This window comes from Mucilaginibacter sp. L196 (genome assembly GCF_009765905.1).
Taxonomy (GTDB): domain Bacteria; phylum Bacteroidota; class Bacteroidia; order Sphingobacteriales; family Sphingobacteriaceae; genus Mucilaginibacter.
The window spans coordinates 430,225-452,193 of record NZ_LMUO01000019.1 but is presented as its reverse complement, the minus strand read 5'-3'; the positions used below and the strand labels follow the sequence as shown (position 1 = coordinate 452,193).

19 protein-coding genes are annotated in these 21,969 nt (G+C 39.7%); 12 read left to right on the top strand and 7 right to left on the bottom strand.

Annotated features, from left to right (window positions below; all coding sequences use genetic code 11):
• Nucleotides 1-330: 330 nt before the first annotated feature.
• The 6 genes from GSQ74_RS18365 to GSQ74_RS18340 form a co-directional block, all read right to left on the bottom strand.
• A complete protein-coding gene (locus tag GSQ74_RS18365; RefSeq protein WP_158995673.1) occupies nt 331-1,953 on the bottom strand; it encodes a DUF6377 domain-containing protein in 1,623 nt (540 codons plus the stop codon).
• A 350-nt stretch (nt 1,954-2,303) separates the two neighbouring features.
• A complete protein-coding gene (locus tag GSQ74_RS18360; RefSeq protein WP_254060919.1) occupies nt 2,304-4,091 on the bottom strand; it encodes an alpha-glucosidase in 1,788 nt (595 codons plus the stop codon).
• Nucleotides 4,092-4,126: 35 nt separating this feature from the next.
• Nucleotides 4,127-5,806: an alpha-glucosidase gene (locus tag GSQ74_RS18355; RefSeq protein ID WP_254060918.1), complete on the bottom strand. Its 1,680-nt coding sequence runs from the start codon at nt 5,804-5,806 to the stop codon at nt 4,127-4,129.
• A 62-nt stretch (nt 5,807-5,868) separates the two neighbouring features.
• Complete coding sequence (gene treF / locus GSQ74_RS18350; RefSeq protein WP_158995671.1) at nt 5,869-7,461, bottom strand: alpha,alpha-trehalase TreF; 1,593 nt, start codon at nt 7,459-7,461, stop codon at nt 5,869-5,871.
• A gap of 506 nt (nt 7,462-7,967) precedes the next feature.
• Nucleotides 7,968-8,162 carry a hypothetical protein gene (locus GSQ74_RS18345; RefSeq protein ID WP_158995670.1) on the bottom strand — a complete coding sequence of 65 codons (195 nt, stop codon included), beginning with the start codon at nt 8,160-8,162 and terminating at the stop codon, nt 7,968-7,970.
• Complete coding sequence (locus GSQ74_RS18340; RefSeq protein ID WP_158995669.1) at nt 8,147-9,928, bottom strand: hypothetical protein; 1,782 nt, start codon at nt 9,926-9,928, stop codon at nt 8,147-8,149. Before GSQ74_RS18340 ends, GSQ74_RS18345 begins: the two co-directional genes overlap by 16 nt.
• A gap of 392 nt (nt 9,929-10,320) precedes the next feature.
• Between GSQ74_RS18340 and GSQ74_RS18335 the strand changes: the two genes are divergently transcribed.
• The 12 genes from GSQ74_RS18335 to GSQ74_RS22935 all read left to right on the top strand — a co-directional run bounded on the left by GSQ74_RS18335 (nt 10,321) and on the right by GSQ74_RS22935 (nt 20,751).
• Nucleotides 10,321-11,466 (top strand): permease, encoded by a 1,146-nt coding sequence (locus GSQ74_RS18335; protein WP_158995668.1) that lies wholly within the window; start codon nt 10,321-10,323, stop codon nt 11,464-11,466.
• Nucleotides 11,467-11,491: 25 nt separating this feature from the next.
• On the top strand, nt 11,492-12,055 hold the full coding sequence (locus GSQ74_RS18330) for an AraC family transcriptional regulator (RefSeq protein WP_158995667.1): 564 nt from the start codon (nt 11,492-11,494) through the stop codon (nt 12,053-12,055).
• 134 nt (nt 12,056-12,189) lie between these two features.
• Nucleotides 12,190-12,519, top strand: a complete 330-nt coding sequence (locus GSQ74_RS18325; protein WP_158995666.1) for a hypothetical protein — start codon at nt 12,190-12,192, stop codon at nt 12,517-12,519.
• Nucleotides 12,520-12,590: 71 nt separating this feature from the next.
• On the top strand, nt 12,591-12,788 hold the full coding sequence (locus GSQ74_RS18320; protein WP_158995665.1) for a hypothetical protein: 198 nt from the start codon (nt 12,591-12,593) through the stop codon (nt 12,786-12,788).
• 80 nt (nt 12,789-12,868) lie between these two features.
• Nucleotides 12,869-13,249, top strand: a complete 381-nt coding sequence (locus tag GSQ74_RS18315; protein ID WP_158995664.1) for a hypothetical protein — start codon at nt 12,869-12,871, stop codon at nt 13,247-13,249.
• 129 nt (nt 13,250-13,378) lie between these two features.
• Nucleotides 13,379-13,633, top strand: a complete 255-nt coding sequence (locus GSQ74_RS18310; protein WP_216846781.1) for a heavy metal-binding domain-containing protein — start codon at nt 13,379-13,381, stop codon at nt 13,631-13,633.
• Between the two features lie 57 nt (nt 13,634-13,690).
• Complete coding sequence (locus tag GSQ74_RS18305; protein WP_158995663.1) at nt 13,691-14,965, top strand: efflux RND transporter permease subunit; 1,275 nt, start codon at nt 13,691-13,693, stop codon at nt 14,963-14,965.
• A complete protein-coding gene (locus GSQ74_RS18300) occupies nt 14,962-16,854 on the top strand; it encodes an efflux RND transporter permease subunit (protein ID WP_158995662.1) in 1,893 nt (630 codons plus the stop codon). The genes GSQ74_RS18305 and GSQ74_RS18300 overlap by 4 nt, the downstream gene beginning before the upstream one ends.
• The gene (locus GSQ74_RS18295) at nt 16,854-18,083 is read left to right on the top strand and encodes a TolC family protein (RefSeq protein ID WP_158995661.1); all 1,230 of its coding nucleotides are present in this window, start codon (nt 16,854-16,856) and stop codon (nt 18,081-18,083) included. Before GSQ74_RS18300 ends, GSQ74_RS18295 begins: the two co-directional genes overlap by 1 nt.
• On the top strand, nt 18,058-19,326 hold the full coding sequence (locus GSQ74_RS18290; protein ID WP_158995660.1) for an HlyD family efflux transporter periplasmic adaptor subunit: 1,269 nt from the start codon (nt 18,058-18,060) through the stop codon (nt 19,324-19,326). The genes GSQ74_RS18295 and GSQ74_RS18290 overlap by 26 nt, the downstream gene beginning before the upstream one ends.
• The gene (locus tag GSQ74_RS18285; protein ID WP_158995659.1) at nt 19,319-20,530 is read left to right on the top strand and encodes an efflux RND transporter periplasmic adaptor subunit; all 1,212 of its coding nucleotides are present in this window, start codon (nt 19,319-19,321) and stop codon (nt 20,528-20,530) included. The genes GSQ74_RS18290 and GSQ74_RS18285 overlap by 8 nt, the downstream gene beginning before the upstream one ends.
• Nucleotides 20,531-20,535: 5 nt before the next feature.
• Nucleotides 20,536-20,751 (top strand): GDCCVxC domain-containing (seleno)protein, encoded by a 216-nt coding sequence (locus GSQ74_RS22935; protein WP_305777733.1) that lies wholly within the window; start codon nt 20,536-20,538, stop codon nt 20,749-20,751.
• Between the two features lie 148 nt (nt 20,752-20,899).
• On the opposite strand, the gene GSQ74_RS18280 is transcribed toward GSQ74_RS22935, so the two are convergent.
• Complete coding sequence (locus tag GSQ74_RS18280; RefSeq protein ID WP_158995658.1) at nt 20,900-21,931, bottom strand: substrate-binding domain-containing protein; 1,032 nt, start codon at nt 21,929-21,931, stop codon at nt 20,900-20,902.
• Nucleotides 21,932-21,969 lie beyond the last annotated feature (38 nt).

Genomic DNA, 21,969 nt, shown 5'->3' with positions numbered 1-21,969 from the left:
ATAGTTATTTATTCTTTATTTGGTTTATAAGCTCGTAAGCGTGGGATCAATATCACTACAATAATAAATTCAATACTTTGGTAGCAGGCTTATTGATCCTTGTACAAAGGAATAGGTAGCTAGGGGTATTACATATTTTTTTATTAAAAATTTAAAAAAATATTGCTATTTTTTAATATAAGTATCTAATAAACAAATGCTTAAAAAACAAGCACTTATAAAAAATATAAACTTAATTTAATATTTTTTTACATTGTTTTTCTTTTTCAAGAATGCTTTTGGGCTCGATGGATGCATTAGATCAGTAAACATTACGAAACAGGTGAGGGTTTACACTTTATTTAAAACATCAACTGCTTTTATATCCATTATACGATTATCAAATTCATCTCCTTGTACCAAAGCTTTGGCCTTTATACGCATTTTGTAAACGTAAATTGTATTTACAGAATACTCCAAAATGGCAGCCACGGTTTCATTATCATTAATGCCCAATCGCATTAGTGCAAATATTCTTAAATCGGTTGTTAATACTTCGTTCTCTTTTGGCCATATTTGATCCTCCTTTTTTAATAACGAATTAAACTGAATAACGAATTTTGGGAATATTTTAATAAACACATGATCGAAGGTGTAAAACAAGGAATCTCTTTCCTTTTTGATATTGATCTCGTTCATGGAGATTAACAAATCCTCGTATCTTTTGGTAAAAACCTTCTTTTCTACATTACGTTTGATCTTCTCTAACTTTAAGATGTAGGTTGATATCAGGTTAAAAAAGTAACCAATGTATTCTTCTTTAATATGGGCATCTTCTAAAAGCTTATCATTAGTTTTCTCAAGCTGGGCATTCTTGTCTCTAATAATATTTTCTTTAACCTTCAGCTTTTTCAGCTGGATAAATACAATAAATGAAATAGCTACAATTAACAACACTACAACCAGCATCAATAAAAGATAAATTACCAATCGGCTCTTTTCTTTTTCCATGTTGATGTTAATAGTTGCAGCTACCGTAGGCAATACTGCTGCAATTTTTATTTCTCGTAAACGTGCTCCATAATATTGAGCATCGCTCAACGCATACTCAATAAGCAGATAGGCATCGTTAACATCACCCTCTTTATATAACTGTTCGCCAAGTTTAAAGGCAGCCAGTGTTTCTTTGGTCGATGAACGAATATCATTAATTGCTGCAACTTCTAAAAGATATCGACGCTCCTCGGCTTGCTCGGGCCGGGTATAAAAAAAACTTAAACCTGTTGCAGCCATTGCCCGCTGATGATAGGTAAGCGGATAATACTTCAACAATTTGATCAAATAAATTGATGGTTGGGAAATATCCCCTGAAGTGATCTGTTGATTGCTCCGGGTTACATATTGATCATAGCTATCTTTTTTACAAAGCCTAAGTGCGGAATCAATGTATTTTAATGATAAAGCATTGTCTCCCGGTGTAAAATATTTATTGGCGTTATAGTTGGCAAGGTCTGAATAAAGCCTCGCTTTTAAAGTGTAATATTCAATTTTGGTACTATCATTCACCACATGGATATTTACCTGGCTTAAACAGTTAAAGCTTTCATTAAACATACCCGCCGAAAGCAGTATAAAACCATACTTAATTTTGGTATCGTTAATTTTCACTGGATCATTTAATAAATGGCTTATACTCTCCAGCTTACGTGTATAAACATATGCCGAATCAAACTGGTAAACTTTGTACTCTTCATACAATTTACTGTCTATCTTGTATTGCGAAAGAATGTCGGTAGCGGCTACGTGGGATAGTAAAGTCCTGAGCTTATTTATCTGCGTCTCCTTTTGGTCATCATATATCTTTCTGTGTGCGATTTCTGATTTTAGAACGGCTAAAAGACTATCTGTTCTTGCTGAAGCAAAAATATTAAAATAGCAAAACACCAGGAATAGTGCAAGTAAAAGTTTCCTCATACATTGGTTTTTAATGATTGGTTTATAAAGCTACACTTTATAAAATATAGTTATAGTCAATATCCGCTATTTAGCGATCAATTCTAAATTTGGTTTTAATTAAGCAACCGATACTGCCGCAGAAACTACTAATACAACACTCAATTTTATAGTATCCCATACCCCCCCGCAGGTATATTTCCTTCCAATATTATGTAAGGGTTCCTCATCATACTTGCCCAAGATACGCCCATGCCCAAATCATGGGTATAAAAAAAGCGATCCGCCCTTATAAAAGGGTGGATCGCTTTAGAATGACATCCCTATTTTCAATAAAAATTGTAGACTTGCTTACGATTTTATCTTTAATACTATTGTATTTTAAGTACCGCAGCCTGATAGGGCTTAAGTGTAACTTGTTTCCCATTAATTATTAATGATCCATCCGAATAATTATTGATCATTTGTTTACTTCCTTTTACATTAAATCCAATATTCGTAATTGAAATATGCTGGTGGAAGTTTAGTAAAACCAGATATTTATCATGATTCAATGTCCTGGTATAAGCATAAACATCAGGATTAGCTTTGTCTATCAGATCATATCTGCCGTACACAAAAGCGAGGTCACTTTTTCTAAGTTTGACGATCCGTTTAAAGTAGTTTAATACCGAATTGCTATCCTTTTCTTCCGCCTCTACGTTAATGCTAATGTAATTAGGGTTAACCTTTATCCATGGCGTACCTGTAGTAAATCCGGCATTTTCAGAACTATTCCATTGGAAAGGTGTACGGCTGTTATCTCGGGCTGATATTTTTTGCGCTTCTATAAATTCATTCAAATCGCCGCCATTATTTTTAACCTGTTTGTACATATTGATGGATTCGATATCGCGATAATCCTCAATCTTATCAAACTTAATGTTGCTCATACCCAGCTCATCACCGAAATAATAGTACGGTGTAGCACGCATGGTCATTAAAAATGTAGTCAGCATTTTGGATGATAGCTCACGGTATTCTGGTACATCATTACCCCAGCGAGTAACCATGCGTGGTTGGTCGTGATTACCCAAATAGATTGTACCCCAACCTTTATATTCAAAAATGCTATCCCATTTAGAGTATATCTGTTTAAACTTAATTAGACTGTAACCGTGTGGATCCATCTTTTTAAATCTATTGGGTATATAGCCTAAGTTTACCCCTTCAAAATGATATAACATATTTAACTCATGCCTGTCGGCATCTACAAATTTGTGCGCTGTGGCAGCAGTAACGCCAGCTCCTTCGGCAACACTCATTACGTTGTATTTACTCAGTACCTGGGCGTTCACTTCCTTTAAGTAATCGTGTAAATGCGGGCCGCTTGCCATGTACTGATCCCAGCCGCCATTGTAGTTTTCATCCAGATCCTTTTTAGTGATAACCGGGAAGTTTATATCCTTTGCAATAAAAGGTATCACATCCATACGGAAACCATCCACACCCTTATCCAGCCAAAACCTCATCAAGCTGTAAACCTCTTGCCTTACTTTAGGGTTTTCCCAATTTAAGTCCGGTTGTTTATAGCTGAAATAGTGCAAGTAGTAAGCATTGGTCAGCGAATCATACCTCCAGCCACTTCCATCCACTTCAAAAGCACCTGGCCTAAATGGTGGTTTTCCTTTTTCGGCAGGCCACCAATGATAGTAATCGCGGTATGGGTTAGTACGCGAGCTGCGGCTTTGTTTAAACCATTCGTGCTCATCGCTGGTATGATTAACCACCAGATCGAGCACCAATTTAATCCCTCTTTCGTGTAATCCTTTTAACAGGGCATCAAAATCATCCATCGTCCCGAATTCCTTCATTACCGAACGGTAATCACTAATATCGTAACCATTATCTGCGTTTGGCGAGCCATACATTGGGTTCAGCCATATCACATCAACACCAAGGCTTTTGATATAATCCAGCTTGGATATAATGCCTTTTAAATCACCAATACCATCGTTATTACTATCCTTAAAACTGCGGGGATATATTTGGTAAACAACGGCTTCTTTCCACCATTTACGGTTGTTATTGGTTACAGCTTGCGTTTGTGCATAACTGCTATTGGCTAAAACACAGCACATCAACAGCACGGTTAACAAGTAGGATAATCGTTTTCTCATAATGGGATTTCAGTATTGTACTATTAATTTGGTTATTAATTCATTTGATAAACAATAGCCTCATAAGGCCTTAAATGGTTTTGGTTGATTGGCGTGGTATAGTTTTGTATTAAAACCTTTGCTTTTGATAAGTCAATACCGCTTGTTACCGTTGCATCTTTAGCAGTAAAGTTTAACAACACCAGCATTTTTTTACCGTCAAGTTCACGGGTATAGGCATATACATTGGGGTTATCCGCATCTACCAAATTATACTTACCGTAAACCAACACCAGGTTAACCTTACGCAATGAAACCATCTTACGGAAGTAACTCAGGCAGCTATTTGGGTCCTTATCTTCGTCGGCAGCATTTATGGTGGTGTAGTTGGGGTTAACCTTTATCCAGGGCGTCCCCATGGTAAAGCCTGCATTTTCCGAACTATCCCATTGGAATGGGGTACGACTATTATCGCGCGATCTTACTCTCAGCTCTTGCATGTAGTGTTGCACGTCGCCGCCGGTATTAACTACATGTTTATACCCGTTTAGGGCGGCAACATCGCGATAATCCTTAATATCCGTAAACCCTATGTTAGTCATTCCCAATTCATCGCCGTTGTAATAATACGGCGTGCCACGCATGGTCATTAAAAACGTTGTCAGCATTTTGGATGACAAATCCCTAAACCCCGGACTATCGTTCCCAAAATTGCTTACCATACGGGGATTATCATGATTGGCCATAAAGATTGCCAGCCAACCTTTATCTTCAAAATCTTTGTCCCATTTGGTGTAAACCTGCTTCAAATCCAGCAAAGTATAACCGCCGGGTTTATTGGTAATATCTACGCCTTCAAAATGGTAAGCCATATTCAGTTCATGTCGATCGGCATCGACCAGGTTATGGGCATCTTCCAGTGTACTGCCAGCACCTTCGGCAACAGTCATAATATCGTATTTGCTGAACACATTGGTATTCATTTCTTTTATATAATCATGCAAATGAGGCCCCATGCCATAATATTTGTTGATATTTTTTTCATATCCCGGAGGAAACACCGGAAACGTGGTATCCTTGGCTACATATTGAAAAGCGTCCATACGGAAACCATCTATACCCTTATCCAGCCAAAACTTCATAATATCATCAACCTCGGTGCGCACTTTTGGGTTCTCCCAATTTAAATCGGGTTGTTTACGCGAGAAGTAATGCAGGTAATAGGAGTTGGTTAATGAATCGTATTTCCAGGCATCGCTGTTTATATCAAAAAAGCTGTAACGCGGGGTTGGTTTACCTTTTTCTGCAGGCCACCAATGGTAATAATCGCGATATGGGTTTGTGCGCGAGCTACGGCTTTGTTTAAACCACTCATGCTCATCGCTCGAGTGATTTACTACCAGATCCATCACCAGTTTGATGTGCCTGTCATGCAATCCTTTAAGTAATGCATCAAAATCAGCCATGGTACCGAAAACATCCATAATATTGCGATAGTTGCTAATGTCGTAGCCGTTATCATCATTAGGCGAACTGTAAATGGGGTTAAGCCACACTACAGTAACACCCAGGCTTTTTATATAGTCAAGTTTGGATATAATACCTTTTAAATCACCAATACCATCATTGTTACTATCCTTAAAACTGCGCGGGTAAATTTGGTAAACCACCGCTTCTTTCCACCACTTACGGTCGATGGTGTCGGTATGCGACTGAACGGCTTGAGCAAAGGCCATTTTGCAACAGATAAGGGATAGTAGAATAAAAATGGGTAATGATTTTTTCATTGACTAAGCAATTAATTAGATGGGGTTAAGTATAAGTTGACTGGGGGTTGCTGATAATGATCAAGCAGATTGAGTAGTACGCCGTTCGTCCAGCCGAAACCATCCTGCAAAGGGTATTCGCCGCCACCGGCCTTTATGTTGGTATCAACCACGTTATATTTTTCCATTAATTTACCGGTTGAGTTAAACACATCAACATTAGTTTTCATCCAACGTTGGGCAATGGTAGTGGCTAGTGCTTTCTTATGGTAATTGTTTAATCCTTTTATCGCCATGTATTGCAAAGGTGCCCAGGCATTGGGGTTATCCCATTGCTGCCCCGAACGATTTATGGTGGTAACCAGGCCGCCAGATTTTAAAAACTTTGCTTTTAATACGGCTGTTTCCCTATCAGCCTGTTGCGGGGTAGCAATCTCAAACTCCAGCGGGAACACACCAGTCAGTGTTAAGTTTGGCGTTGTGTGTTTAAGCTTCCAATCGTAATCCATAAACCAGCCCTTACTTTCGCTCCAGCAATATTTTAATATGGCTTTTTTGCGTTTGAATGCTTTATTACGATACACCAAATACTCCCCGTTATTGCCCTGCAACTGGTATGATTTGGCGATCGTCAGCTCCAAATGATATAATAAACAATTCAAATCCACTGGTACAATATCTGTTGTGCGGATAGATTCCAGCTTACCAGTTTCATCAAACCAGCGAGTACTGAAATCCCAACCTGATTCGGCGGCTGCGCGAACATTACGGTAGAAATCACCGGGTGCTTGTTTAGTTAATTTAGCGGCATCCACATCTCTTTTGAAGGATTCTTCGCGGGGCAGATTTGATTCGTCCCAATATCGGTTCAATATCTCGCCGCCGGGCATTTTAACTGAATTAAAAGCGGCCTGCCCGACTTGCAAACTATCGGCACCACGCATCCAGAATTTATATTCTTTAATTAGTTCGGGTTGATATTTGGTAAGTACAGCGTTGCCATCATCCTTAGCCAGTAATTCCACCATCATGGCGAAAAACGGTGGTTGTGAGCGGGTTAAATAATAAGTCCGGGTACCGTTAGGTATAAAACCGTATTTGTCTATCAGGTAAGCAAAGTTATTGATCAAGCCTTGAATTAACTCCGTTTTGTGACTTTCCTGCAACCCAAGCATGGTGAAATAGGAATCCCAATAATATATCTCGCGGAATCGGCCGCCGGGAATTATAAAATCATAAGGCAGTGGTAGCAACGACGAGTACATTGGTGCTGTATCTCCCTTGCGCGATAATATTTGCCACAAGGTATCTATGTGTTTGCGAATGCCAGCTGAAATATCTGTTTTAAAAGAATTAATTGGCGGTGCCGGAATGGCAAAATTATCATTCACAAATTGCGTCAGATCAAAGCCGGGTTTATCTTTTTGATCATTGTAATCTTTGATAATTAACTCTGGGTTACGGTTCGGATTGGCGTCTACAAAAGTTTTACTGTCCGGAAATATATTAGATAACTGGACGGCCTCGAACAAGCCGGGGAACAATTGCCTTGGCGTAGAAATTTGCGAGGAAGCAAAATTACAGGCACACAACAATTGCAGAAATAGAAAATATTTTTTGATCATATAGACAGTAATAGGCTATGGCAGTATCAACAAATTTATTTTACTATAAAACGTCATAAGGCTCCACGAGTTTGCTCTACTATTGATATCTTCAAATGAAAACTTACAGCCCTCCTTTGATCGCTTGTCCGTTCTAATAAATTAATTGGTTTATAATAGCTTGTATGTGATACGTTGCTCTTACAAAGTAAAAGGTACCATATACCATTAACAATTTATATAATAAAAATATAACGAAAAAGTCACCTTATAAAACCTAATGACCTGATAATAAAATATTAAGAAAAATGAAACACGTTTCATATATAACTTTTATTCGGTGGCATTTTAGATAATATCTCAACAAATAGTCTTTTTTAATCGATTTTTAATGTTTTAGGAGAGTCAAAACATTTCAGCTTAAGTTGGGGTAAAAGGAGTAAAAATAGCGGACATGGATATAGCCGGTCTTATTCGCTATTTGGTTTATATCCCATCCGTATAGTTTTTTAAAATACCAATCTGAATCACTTATATTTTATAAGATAGTCATTCAATGAAAATCCAGGCAAAAGGTTGATGCCTTGAACTACCGATTCGGCATTAATGGTAGCGCCTGCTTTGTTGGTATGCGTATGATCAATCGAAAAAAAACTTTTCACTTTATCCGGACCGATCACATTGTATTTTTCGCCTGTTGCGTTTTTTAATAATAATACCATATCCAAAGATCAGACGATAATTCGGAGTTATCCCAGGCAAAACCACCTACATCATACCGCCAGCTGTGCCTGTCCTGGTCATAGGTATGCATAAAACCCCCATAGTTCCAGTAACCATACCAATTATGAAAATCGGTTTGCTTTTGGTAATACTCAAAATAAGATTCCAGCTGTTGTTCGATAGCAGCTTTTGGCGGTACAGAGCGGTCCTCTACGGTCCAATTACCACCAAATACATGTTGTTGCTCCAAATAAGTATGGTCGCAAATTAGCGTGGCCGGCTCCTGAATGTTATGTGCAATGTATAATAACTCATCGCGAGTTGGTGTAGCCGCCAATGCTTTCAGCACAATTTCGCTGGTTCGTGCCACGCCATGCGGCGTTCCAAAACCATGCTCATAATCTTCATACGTAATATCCAATCCTTCACGCTGCAGCTCGTAAGTATCCTGCCCCATTCCGTTATGATAAAAGCGCAAATCCATCGCTTGTGCATTTGGTGCCCATAGCCACAAATTAATTCTACCTGTAGCTGTTGCAGCGTCGCGGATATCCAATTGAGCCGGAAAGCTCTGCCAGAAATTGCGGATTCCGGCAGCTAAACCACCTTGGGGTGTACCCAGGTAGACGGTACCTAATGCACGCTCACCACGACCGGATGCCAACCAGCTATAACCTGATGCGGTGCGTTTCTTTATACTGAAACCTGTTGATTCTCCTTGAAATAAAGTATAATCACCAAAGGCAGGTATATATTTTAGATGCCCCGCTATCTCAGGTGGAAACTGATTCACCGGGACAGTTGCTTTACCATTCAGCTGCGCTTCTTTAATTTGTTTATCGGGATCTCTGCGCAAACCGGTTAGGCCTCTTACTGCTTCAGCAAACATCCCGTTGTGCGCGCTGTTTACAAAACGAATATGCCGGTTATGCAATTCATCGTTCAGGGGGACATCAAAAGAAATGCCTACGCCTTTTATAAACTGTTTTTTTTCATCAGCATCATAAATAAGGGTATGTAGCAAACGTATTTCGTCACTATTTGCGTAAAAATATAATCGGATAACATAGGGTAGCAAAGTAACCCCTTGACCAATATGTGTTCCTGTTATTTTTACAATTGCTCTCAGCGGACCATTTTGCTCGACAGTAATTGAGTCTATTGATCCTTGCAACTCATGCTTGTTGGTGATTTCAATATCATCGTCATCTGGTTGATCCTGTATCAATAAGATGAGCCGACCTTCTGTTGCAATAGGTTTATTATTTATACTAATATTTTCTATTAGTACCTTACCCTTTCTATTGATGGTACAAGTAATTTTACCTGTGTTTATCAAAATTGAGTCAGTAGACTCCTTGATGATCACTTCTTCCTGATGAGGAACAGTTTTTCCTGCCACAACAGTATAATCACTATTTACAGAAAGTCCCGCGGCGGCGGCGTGTCCGGTCCATTTCAGGCTTCCGTCAGGCCAGTAAGCTAATGGCCAGCTTTGTAATGCTTTTTTTTCTCCAACGGCATCTGTCAAATAAAAGTCACTTCCGCGTTTTAGTTTTCCCTTAGGCCATGGCATGCCCCAAGTTAATCCGGTAGCAGGCCCTCCGCCTTTTTCTATCCAAAATAATTTGGCACTTAAGCCCGGATTATCTAAAGAGGCAAAATCTAATGATTTGTTTTTTATTATTAAAGGCGTACCAGCCAGTACTATCGAATTTTTTAAAAATTTTCTGCGCGAAAAATCGAACATGTCATTCATATCCATACTCTGATCAATAACTTCATATAAGCAATCATGCTCCTATACAAGTGTATTCAAAGTGTATATTCCCCCAAAAGCATTTAAAATATTAAGTCATTAATTAGGGATCATAAGATAGCTAACTAAAATTTTATAATGTTCCTGCAGCCCGATACAGTGATTGTGTGTATCGGATAGAAGAAATAGGTCAGTGACCATTACCACCGTAATGATGATAATCGATAGTGTCTCGTTTATTCTTAATGACTCAAGCCCCCATCGTAAATAGATTTATAGCTTATGGAGTAAATAAGCCTACGATGTCCCGCATCATAATCCTGTAAATTAATTACGCTAAACTGTAAACTTAAAAATCAAGTCAAGGGTAAATTTGTATATATATTAAATGATTCAACATGGCAGTAATAACAAATATATTATCACAACTGGCCCATATGATATGGGACATCTACTGGGGGCTGGCGCTGGGCTTTATCTTGTCATCATTGATACGGACTTTTGTGTCTACGGAAAGTATATCCGCCAGGTTAGGTAAAAATTCTATAACGGCCCTTAGTCTTTCTACCTTTTTCGGCGCTATATCGTCTTCCTGTTCTTATGCTGCTGCATCAATGGCAAGAACATTAATGATCAAAGGTGCTACCTGGTCTAATGCGGTTGCTTTTATGGTGGCCAGTACCAATTTAGTTTTTGAGATATTCATCGTGATCGTATCACTATTAGGCTGGGCGTTCTTTGGCGGAGAAGTAATTGGCGGTTTATTTTTTATTATTGTATCGGCCATATTGATCAGCAGATTTTTTCCGGCAAAAGTAAAGAGCGAAGCCCAGGAACACATAACGACACCTGACGCTAAAAATTCAGACGATCCCAATGCACATCACCAAATGGAAAAATCATGCTGTCATCATGATATGAAAATGGATGATGCTAAAACACATAAGGACAGAGCCAATTTTTCAGCCAACCTGAAAACAGCCAGCGGCCATTATTATATGGATGTAACGATGGTGGGTAAGGATATCCTGATCGGCCTGTTCGTATCAGCTATTTTAATGGTATTGGTGCCTGATGCCTTTTGGAAGGGTTTATTTTTAAGTGGCAATAGTACATTGCCGCACTTCGTCGTATTAAGCTGGAACGCTATCGTAGGGATATTCATTGCTATTATAGCATTTGTCTGCTCAGTAGGCAATATCGTGATGGCAGCCGTATTATGGCAGGGTGGCATCTCCTTTGGAGGGGTGATCGCTTTTATTCTTTCAGATTTGGTAACCATACCCATGCTGATGGTGTTCCGTAAATATTATGGTAACAAAACGATGTGGTACTTATTGATCATTTTAATAGTAAGTATTTTCTTGACTTCCTTGTTTCTGGATTATTTGTTTGCGGCCCTGCACTGGATACCAAAAGCACATACCGGCGGTATGAAAATGACAGGCCATCATTTTAGCTGGAACTATCAAACCTGGCTGAATATGTTCTTTATTCCTTTATCCCTGATCTATTTTTATTGGGGCAAGAAAAGCATGAAATAATGCTAAATTTGGGAAAGAAGATTTCATGCTGCTACATATTAAAAACATGGTCTGCGACCGTTGCCAGATGATTGTCCGGCAGCAGTTGGAAAGCCTGGGCTTCACCGTTAAACAAGTCGCTTTGGGTCAAGCAGAAATTACACCTGAGCCTGACGAAGAACAATTGCAACTCATCTCTGCGGCCCTAAAAGTTCCGGGGTTTGAATTGATCAATAAAGAAACGGATAAAACAGTGGAAGCAATCAAAAATGCTGTTATTGAGCTGGTGCACCATTCCGATCTGTCCGAACTCAATATATCTTTTTCCGATCTGATCGCAAAACGTATTGGAAAGGATTATGCGTATTTAAGTCGCTTATTTTCCAACGCACAGGATACAACTATTGAGCGTTTTATTATCGAGCAAAAAGTAGAAAAGATAAAAGAGCTGATGGAGTATGGCGAGTTGAACCTGAATGAAATTGCTTACCAAATGGGTTATAGTAGCAGTGCGCATTTGTCTACACAGTTTAAAAGCGCTACCGGAATAACCCCCAGCCAGTTTAAAGTGTCGAAAAAAGGGGGCAGAAAAGCGATTGACAAGATTTGATCTTATGCAATAGGATATAAATTTTTAACGGAATTATATAAAAGTTGCTGCGCGGACTCCTGGTATCTTAGCAGCAGATTAAATAAATAATATGGTGTCGCAATATTTTAAGCGATAAACGTTTTAATAAAAGCATGAAATATATAGCTGTTTTCTTCATCTTGAATGTATTGCTGTTATCCTCAATTACAGGAATGGCAAAAATTTCTCATGAAACGGCATCTTGTTGTGCAGCAAAAATGAAAAATGATTGCTGTAAACAGCAAAAACATAGTTCAGATAACGATTGCGCAAAAGGTAATTGTAATGCGATGTTATCCTGTAGCACCTGTGGGTTTTTAATAATTTCACCTATTTCTCTTTCACTGGTTATTATCGATTTAAATACTCAAACCGCTCATCCCTTTATTACTGGCGAGTTATCCGATTACCAGGATAATGACTGGAACCCTCCGAAAGCTTAATAATTCAATTTTGATGCAGGTCAGTTTATGACCGTATTATTCGTTAATTATTAATCTTTAAACTCAAAATCATGAAAAAGTTTCTTTTCATCACCATGGCGATGTTATTATCTGCTATATCTATTACTTATGCCAATACGCCTTGTTGCAACAGCAAAATGAACCACTGTTCAACCTGTGTAAAGGGTTGCGGGCCAAACTGCAAGGACTATTGCAGCAAAACCTGCAAGGCAGATGGCAATTGTAAGACGAATGTAAATTGTAATTAATAATAAGCCGCCTCTTAGCCGGGGCGGTTTTATAACCTACTTGCTGGCATAAAACGTATATTTTTTTTTACCTTCGACTAATGAAACGCACCGCGCTCATCTTATTAACGGCTATCTACATCGTATCCTGCATAGGTATGAGTGTTAACCGTTTTTATTGCTGCGGTAAACTTGCTTCAATTAGCTATAGTTTAGGTGCCACTGAGAATGGTGACAAACCCGCAAAACAGCATAAGTGTTGCGATCAGCAAAAACAAAGTTTCAAGGTAAGAGACAGCCATTTTAGCACTGCTTCTTTTTCTCTGAATCATCCTTTGTCGGCTATTATCCCATCGTTCATCAGCCAAGCTAATGAACCTATTATCGGCGTATTACATACTAAAATAGTTTATAAGGGGAATGCTCCACCCGGACATTCGGATATTTCTGTCTATACCCTTAACTGCACTTACCGGATCTGATCCGTCGATTTCTTATTAGCCATTACATCCTGTATCGGCTAACCTATAATTTTCAATTCATCATCTTAATTTATAATCATGCATTGGGCTTGCCTTATGCTATTTATTCATTCTTTAATTTAAAAATCCATGAAAAAAGTAACACTGATGGCTATAGCCATTTTGTTTTCCGGCATGACTGCATTTGCAGCCCATTCAACCAATCCGGTAACAGACACCACTAAAACTAAAAAAGCGAAAACTACTAAAATAATTTACACTTGCCCCATGCACACGGATGTGGTGAGTTACAAACCCGGTAAATGCCCTAAACCTGGCTGCGGTATGACGCTGGTAAAAAAGAGCGATCTGAAAGCGAAACCGGCAGAAAAAATGAAAATGTAATTCATTTCAGCTCCGTCTACCAACTGGCAGATGGAGCTGATTAAACCACCTGTTAAGATGATTAATCAACTTATTTCCCTGTCCTTAAAAAACAGGTATATTGTTTTGCTGATAGCGGTTGCCCTTTTTGCATGGGGTGCTTATGCCGTAAGTATAAACCCGATAGATGCTATCCCCGACCTATCGGATAACCAGGTGATCGTATTCACCGAATGGCAGGGCCGCAGCCCACAGATTATGGAAGACCAAGTTACTTACCCATTGGTAAGTAATTTACAGGGTATCCCAAAAGTAAAAGCCATCCGGGCTACATCTATGTTTGGGATGAGCTTTGTTTATATAGTTTTTGAGGATAATGTAGATCTTTATTGGGCAAGGAGCCGGGTGTTGGAAAGGTTAAACTATGCCCAGCGTTTATTACCCGAAGGTATAACTCCCTCACTCGGGCCGGATGCAACAGGTGTAGGCCAGGTTTTCTGGTACACGCTTAACGCGAAAGGTCTCGATCTTGGCGAACAACGCGCTTTGCAGGATTGGTATGTGAAATTGGGTTTGCAAACGGTTCCCGGTGTGAGCGAAGTCGCCTCATTCGGCGGTTTTGAAAAGCAGTATCAGGTGACCATCGACCCGCACAAGCTCAATTATTATAACATTCCCTTGTCGCAGGTACTCAAATCCATCAAAAGTAATAACAACGATGTCGGTGGTAGAAAATTTGAGATGAACGGTACGGGCTATATTGTTCGTGGCTTGGGCTATATTAAAAGTTTAGCCGATGTAGAAAACATCCCTATCGGCGTAATCAACTCCATCCCGGTTAAAATTAAAGACGTGGCTACCGTACAAATGGGCGGTGATGAACGCTTAGGGATATTTGATCGGAACGGCAACGGAGAAGCCGTTGGCGGCATCGTGGTAATGCGCTATGGCGAAAATGCAGATAAGGTAATTCATGCTGTAAAGGATAAAATGGCCGATATTCAAAAAGGTTTGCCAGCAGGTGTCAGTTTTAATATCGCTTATGATCGCAGCGAATTGATTGAAAACGCGATGAACTCCGTTAAGCATACGCTCATCGAGGAAATGATCACGGTATCAATTATTGTCATCCTGTTCCTGTTTAGCTGGCGCAGTGCTTTAAGTATTATCATTCAAATACCCATTACCATAGCTGCAAGCTTCATTCTGCTGAATGCCTTTGGCATCAGCTCCAATATCATGTCATTAACGGGTATCGCTTTAGCTATCGGGGTAATAGTAGATAATGGGATAGTAATGGTAGAAAATTCGCATAGAAACTTATCTATCGCACAACAAAAAGAAAAATTATGACCACAGCAGAAAGAATCAAAATCATAGAAGCCTCCTGTAAGCAAGTTGGGCGCGGCGTATTCTTCTCAACGCTGATCATCATTGCCTCATTCCTGCCGGTATTTTTACTGGAGGGGCAGGAGGGCAAATTATTCGGCCCATTGGCCTGGACAAAAACATTCATACTGGCTATCGATGCTATTCTTGCGGTAACATTAGCTCCCGTACTGATCTCCTTTTTCCTGAAAGGGGAATTAAGGACGGACGACCACAACCCGCTGAACCGGGGACTGGAAAAGATTTACCGTCCTATATTAAACTGGTGCGTAACCTGGCGAAAAACAACACTCATCATCAATATAGTTGCCTTGCTCATCAGCATCCCGTTGTTGCTTTCTTTAGGCAGCGAGTTTATGCCGCCATTAGACGAAGGTACGATCCTGTTTATGCCCGTAACCCAGCCAGATGTTTCTAACGCCGAAGCCAAGCAGCTTTTACAAGTGCAGGACAAGATCATCAAAAGCGTACCCGAAGTAGCCAACGTTTTAGGAAAAGCCGGACGCGCCAATACTGCTACCGACAATTCACCCATCAGCATGACGGAAACCATCATACTGCTAAAGCCCAAAGACGAATGGCGTAAGGGGCTGAAAAAGGAAGATATTATTAATGAGTTGAATGCGAAGCTGCAAATCCCCGGTGTGGTAAACGGCTGGACACAGCCGATCATCAACCGCATTAATATGCTTTCTACCGGTATCCGCACCGATGTGGGGTTAAAGATTTATGGTCAGAATTTAGATACCATCAATGCTTTGGCCAACCAAATGAAGCAGGCTTTAACGGGTATAAATGGTGTGAAAGATCTATATGTTGACCCGATTACCGGCGGTAAGTATTTGGACATTCAGGTAAACAAAGATGCTATAGGAAGATATGGTTTGAGTGTAGATGATGTAAACGAAGTGGTAGAAAGCGCTTTGGGCGGTATCAATTTAACAACCACCATCGAAGGCAGGCAGCGTTTCAGTGTGAATGCACGTTTGGCGCAGGATTATCGCAATAACCTGGATGCGATCAAACGAACTTTGGTGCAAACGCCTAATAACGGCCCAATCCCTTTATCATCAGTAGCTGATATCAAAATCAGCGATGGTCCGGCCATGATCCAATCGGAAAACGCCCTACTTCGGGGAACCGTATTATTCAATGTGCGTGATCGCGATTTGGGCAGTACAGTTAAGGAAGCACAGGACAAACTGAATAGCATGGTTAAAACGCTTCCAAAAGGTTATTATATTGAATGGAGCGGCCAGTATGAGAATTTAATACGGGCAGAACATACCTTAAAGTTAATACTGCCAATTGTGCTCATTATTATTTTCGCTTGCCTGTATTTTGCTTTTCATTCTATAAGAGAAGCATTTTTTAGTCTGATCTCTATTCCTTTTGCTCTTATCGGCGGGGCTTATATGGTTTATTTCTTTGGGGTGCATCTATCTGTCGCGGTAGCCGTTGGTTTTATCGCGCTGTTTGGTATAGCGGTAGAAACGGGTATTGTGATGGTGATTTATTTGAATGATGCCATGCAGCAATTGGTCGCTTTAAAAAGTAATTCCAAAGAAACGATAACCAAAGAAGATCTGCGGGTTTATGTAATGAACGGTGCAGTAAAACGACTGCGACCAAAACTCATGACCGTTTGCGTTGCCTTGTTTGGTTTGGTGCCGGTGCTTTGGGCGACCGGTACAGGCAGCGATGTGATGCTTCCGATTGTATTACCGATGATCGGTGGTGTATTAACTTCTTCCACACATATTTTATTGGTTACCCCGCTCATCTTTTTAATGGTTAAGGAATACGAGCTAAAAAAACATGGCAAGTTGGAAGTTTTGGAGGTAAATGAATAATGAAAACAAGAAATCAAATTATAGTTACCGCACTTATTTGCTTTGTTGGCTTATCAGCAAAAGCACAACGCTTGCCGTTGGATACCGTGCTTGCACGGGTTTCCGCAAATCCGGAATTGCTGTCATATGATGCGAAGATCAGTGCACAGGATGCGTATGCAACAGGGGCAAAAAATTTAGATGCGCCAAAGATCAGTGCAGGGCAGTACCAGGTCCCCTACCAGTTTAGCCCGAATGGTGGCTCGTTTATGATCAGTGGCGAACAAATGTTCACCAACCCGGCAAAGCTAAAGGCAAAGCAAGATTATATGAAAGGCCTATCCAAAGTAACCGAAACCGATAAAGATTATGTAAAAAACCAGTTGATAGCCCAAGCGAAGCAATCCTATTACGAGCGGGTAATGCTGGAAAAGAAACTGGCCTTATTGCAAAATACGCAAAGTCTGTTGGAATATATGTTGAAGGATGCGAATATCCGGCTGACCTATGGAAAAGAAAAGTTGCCAAATATTTACAAAGCCAAAGCAGACCTATTTGAACTGGATAACACCCGTGAGCAAATCAATAACGAGATCAGCCAAAAGAATATCATGCTTAATACGCTGATGAATCAGGATAAACAAACGGCCTTTATGGTAGATACCAATATCGTTTTAAAAGATTACGAAACGGCAATAACCGATACAACCAATCTCGCCAATGCCCGCAGTGACATTAAAGGAATTAATCGAAATATTGAATTGCAGCAATTAAATGCCCAAATGGAATACAGCAAGCGTAAACCGGATTTTGGTATACAGGCCGCTCACATGATCAGCTACGGCGGCTATGCCAACCAGTATATATTAATGGCTTCTGTCACCATCCCCATCGTTCCCTGGGCATCTAAAGAATACAAAGCCAACCTGAAAGGAATTCGCTATGAAGTGGAAGAATTACAACAGAAAAGAGTAGATATACTGAATCAGGCTGAGGGGCAGTTAGCCGGGTTGAGAACGGATATAAGCAGCAAAAAAAGGCAGATCAATAACTATCAGCAAAACATCATCCCTGCTTTGCAAAACAGTTATAAAACAGCCTTGCTCGCTTATGACCAGAATACCGGCGATTTACCATCCGTATTAAATGGCATTAAGGATTTACAAACAGCCCGAATGGAAGCGTTAGACCGCTTACAAGAATTATTAACCTTACAGGTGGCTTATGAAAAAGAAAATGAAAGGAATTAAAATCATCCTTATAGGGATTCTTGGGATTGTGATGCTGTTGAGTGCTTGCTCCGACCCTAAACAAGCACCGATTGTAGCAACTGCCAAAAATGCTATAAAATATACCTGCCCAATGCACCCACAGATATTGGAAGATCATCCGGGAAGTTGCCCAATATGTGGTATGACCCTGGTTAAAAAATCAGGCCAGGCCAGTGAGGGTGCAGGTATCAGTTTGAATACCGTTTTACAACCTGTTAATTCTTCTGTTATATCGGGTGTTAACGCCATTACACCTGAACAAAAGCAGATACCAACGACTGTTTCAGCAAATGGATATTTAGATTTTGATACACGCACCTTTAATAATATCGCGTCCCGTTTTTCAGGTCGTATTGAAAAATTATATATTAAATATGCTTTCCAGGAAATCCATCAGGGACAACGCATTTTTGATATTTACAGCCCCGATATGGTTACCGCACAGCAGGATTTGATTTTTATCAACAAAAACTCTCCACAGGAAACCGGGTTGATTAATGCTGCCCGGCAGAAATTGTTATTGCTTGGCATGACTTCGGCGGAAGTAAACCAGGTAATTAAAACGGGCAAACCATATTACAGCTTACCGGTCTACAGCCCTTACGAGGGCCATGTACATGATATGCCTCATACACAAATGGAAAATCCTGCCGATGCAAGTCCACCATCGGATTTCGCAAACAATCTTCCGTTATCTGTTAAAGAGGGTATGTATGTTGACAAAGGACAAACACTTTTTAACGTGGTCAACCCGCATATGCTTTGGGCTATCATCAAAATTGATCCCTCATCAGTTTCCGCCATAAAATTAAACCAGCCGGTTAAAATCACCCTGCCAGACTTACCAGGAAAGAACTTATACGGAAAGGTGAACTTTATTGAACCCACTTTACAAAACGGCGATAAAACAACCAGCATCCGGGTTTATTTAGATAATATGGATCACGATTTGAAGGTAAACAGCCTTATTAAAGCGGAAATAAAATCCGGGTCAGCTGAGGGTTTATGGATACCCCGGTCTGCATTGGTTGATTTGGGCAGGACACAAATCGTTTGGATGAAAAGGGGTGCAGCATACGTAGCCCACCAGGTCAATACCGGAACTACAAATGGTAACGAGGTGCAAATTACCAAAGGGTTATCCGTAACGGATAGCCTGGCATCCAATGCGCAATATTTAACAGATAGTGAAAGCTTTATTAAGACACAAGGAAATGAATAAGATCAAAATATTGATATTGCTGTTTACATTAGGATTTGTAGCATGCAAGCAAAAGTCGCAGAGTTTAACGGCGAAGACTACAGGTAAAGCCTATTATACTTGTTCTATGCACCCGCAAATACATGAGGAACACCCCGGTAATTGCCCGATCTGTGGCATGAAACTGATTAAAGTGGAGCTTACTGGCGATAATAATACAGCCTCAGATAAGATCACTTTAACCGCTACACAATTGCAGCTTGCGGCCATTCAAACAGATACAGTACGGGAAGAAAATACCGGTGTTGAAAAAACACTAAGCGGAACGGTAACTACGGATGAAAATAAAACAGAAGAATTAAGCGCAAGAATAGCGGGTCGGATACAGCAATTATTTGTACGAACCACCGGCGAAAAACTAGCCATTGGCCAACCGGTTTATTCTATTTATAGCGAAGATTTACAGGAGTCGGAAAAAGAATATTTGTTAGCGAAGCAACAACAAAAAGTGCTGCATAATCCTGATGTAGATTATCAACAATTGATAAATACTGCCGAAAACAAATTAAAGCTATGGGGGCTGTCATCAGCACAGATCAAGAACTTAGCTGCTACCGGTAAAGTATCGGCGACAACAACTATTTTAAGTAATATTAGTGGAACAGTAAGCGATATAAGTATTCATGAGGGGGGCTACGTTACGGAAGGAATGTCAATCCTGAAAACACAAGCCTTAAATAGCCTATGGATAGAGGCACAACTCTACGCCAACGAAACAGGAAATTATAAAGAAAATGACCGTGTAAGTGTCGCCTTTCCTGATCTGGGTGGCCAGGTCATTAATGGTAAAGTAGCATTTATCAATCCTGAATTATCAGATGCCTCTAAAGTAGATTTAATAAGGGTGAGCATCCCCAATCCGCAAGGACTGATCCGGCCTGGAATGCTGGCTTATATTTCCATTGGCGGAACGGGTAATCATTCGTTAGCTGTACCCGCATCAGCAATCCTGATGGATAGCAATGGCAGTAAAGTATGGGTCAAAAATAGAGATGGAAGCTTTTCACCAAAGATGATCCAAACAGGCCCGCGCAATGGAAATTTTGTGCCGATATTGTCAGGGCTAATTGCCGGAGATATCGTAGTAACAAATGGCGCTTATTTATTGAACAGCGAATCGATTTTCAAAAATGGGAATGATCAAATGGCCGGGATGAAAATGTAAATCAGATGAGCGGAAAAATCCAATTACAGTCCATCCTCATCTGTCCGAATTGCGGCTTTAAAAAAGAAGAAATGATGGCGACAAATGCATGTCAGTATTTTTATGAATGTAAAAATTATAGGACGAATTTAAAACGGCCCATAGAGGATTGTTGCGTATTTTGCAATTACGGACCGGTAAAACACCATTCTTTACAAGCAGGCAATTTATGTTGCAATTAATAGTTGTGGTTTTTAGAGGAATACAAATGACCTTTACGATATCGTAAGAGCCGTTTGTACACCTGACTGTGCGCTTCTCGAACCATTTTATGGATGATTTAAGGTTGCTGGCAACAATTGGATAAGAGGAAATTGATTATGTAATGTATTAAAGTGAAGCCCTCTTATTATAATAAAAAGGGGCCTCGATTTTGGAGTTTGATTGATTCAGAATCATATTTGCCGCAACCTTTCCCATATATTGAAAATCGGTTGATATGGTTGTTATACCGTTTAACAGAATTTTTTTAATTGGTGTTTCATTATATGAGATAACCCCAATGTCTGAGCCCGCCTGTAACCTCGTGGTGGTTAGTTCTTCCAGCAATTTCACCAAATCATCTTCCATCAATATAATATAAACATCTCCTTTTTCCAATAAATTGTTTTCTATTTCGTTGACAACATCATACGAAAAGCCATATTGCTGGCAAAACTTTCGGAATCCATAGATAATCTCTTTTGGAAAGTAACTCCTTGAGGGAAAAATGAGTTTCAGCTTTTCATATTTACTCAACTCATTTACAGCCTGCTCAAGTGCATGATAAATATCTTTTTCAGAATTCTCATAAACAGCGCCATAGTCGCCTGCTAAACCTGGAATCAGCTTATCTAATAGCAAAAGCTTTTCCTTTGGAATTGTATCAATAATTTCATAATTACGTTCATCCATGCAAAAAAAATGCGGCATGATAACGTAATGGGTATAATTATCTCTTTGATTTAAAAGTAGCTTTTTAAACAAATGCCAGTCATTGTTATAGATATAAAAGTCAACGTTGACATCTATACCTAATGTTGAAACCAAAGAATCATAAATAATTTTTTTATTGGCACTCAACTTATTGAACAAAAGAAACACTTTTAATTTCTGCTTGAATTCGGTACTACTGATGTAGTAACCCTTCCCGGGAGTGGAAGCGATCACTCCCATGTTTTTCAGGTGGCGGTACCCTTTTTCGACCGTATCCCGACCAATATTGAATTGAAAGCTCATTTTATTTATTGATGGTAAGACCGCATTTTTTTTAGCTGCACCAATTTCAACAGACCTTATAATTGAGTTAGCCAATTGTAAATATTTCGGGGTCGACGAGTATTCGCTAACGTTAATGTGTTCTAAAAGTGAATTTGGTTTCATTTAACTGTTCAATAGCAAGTGCGATAAATCATTATTTT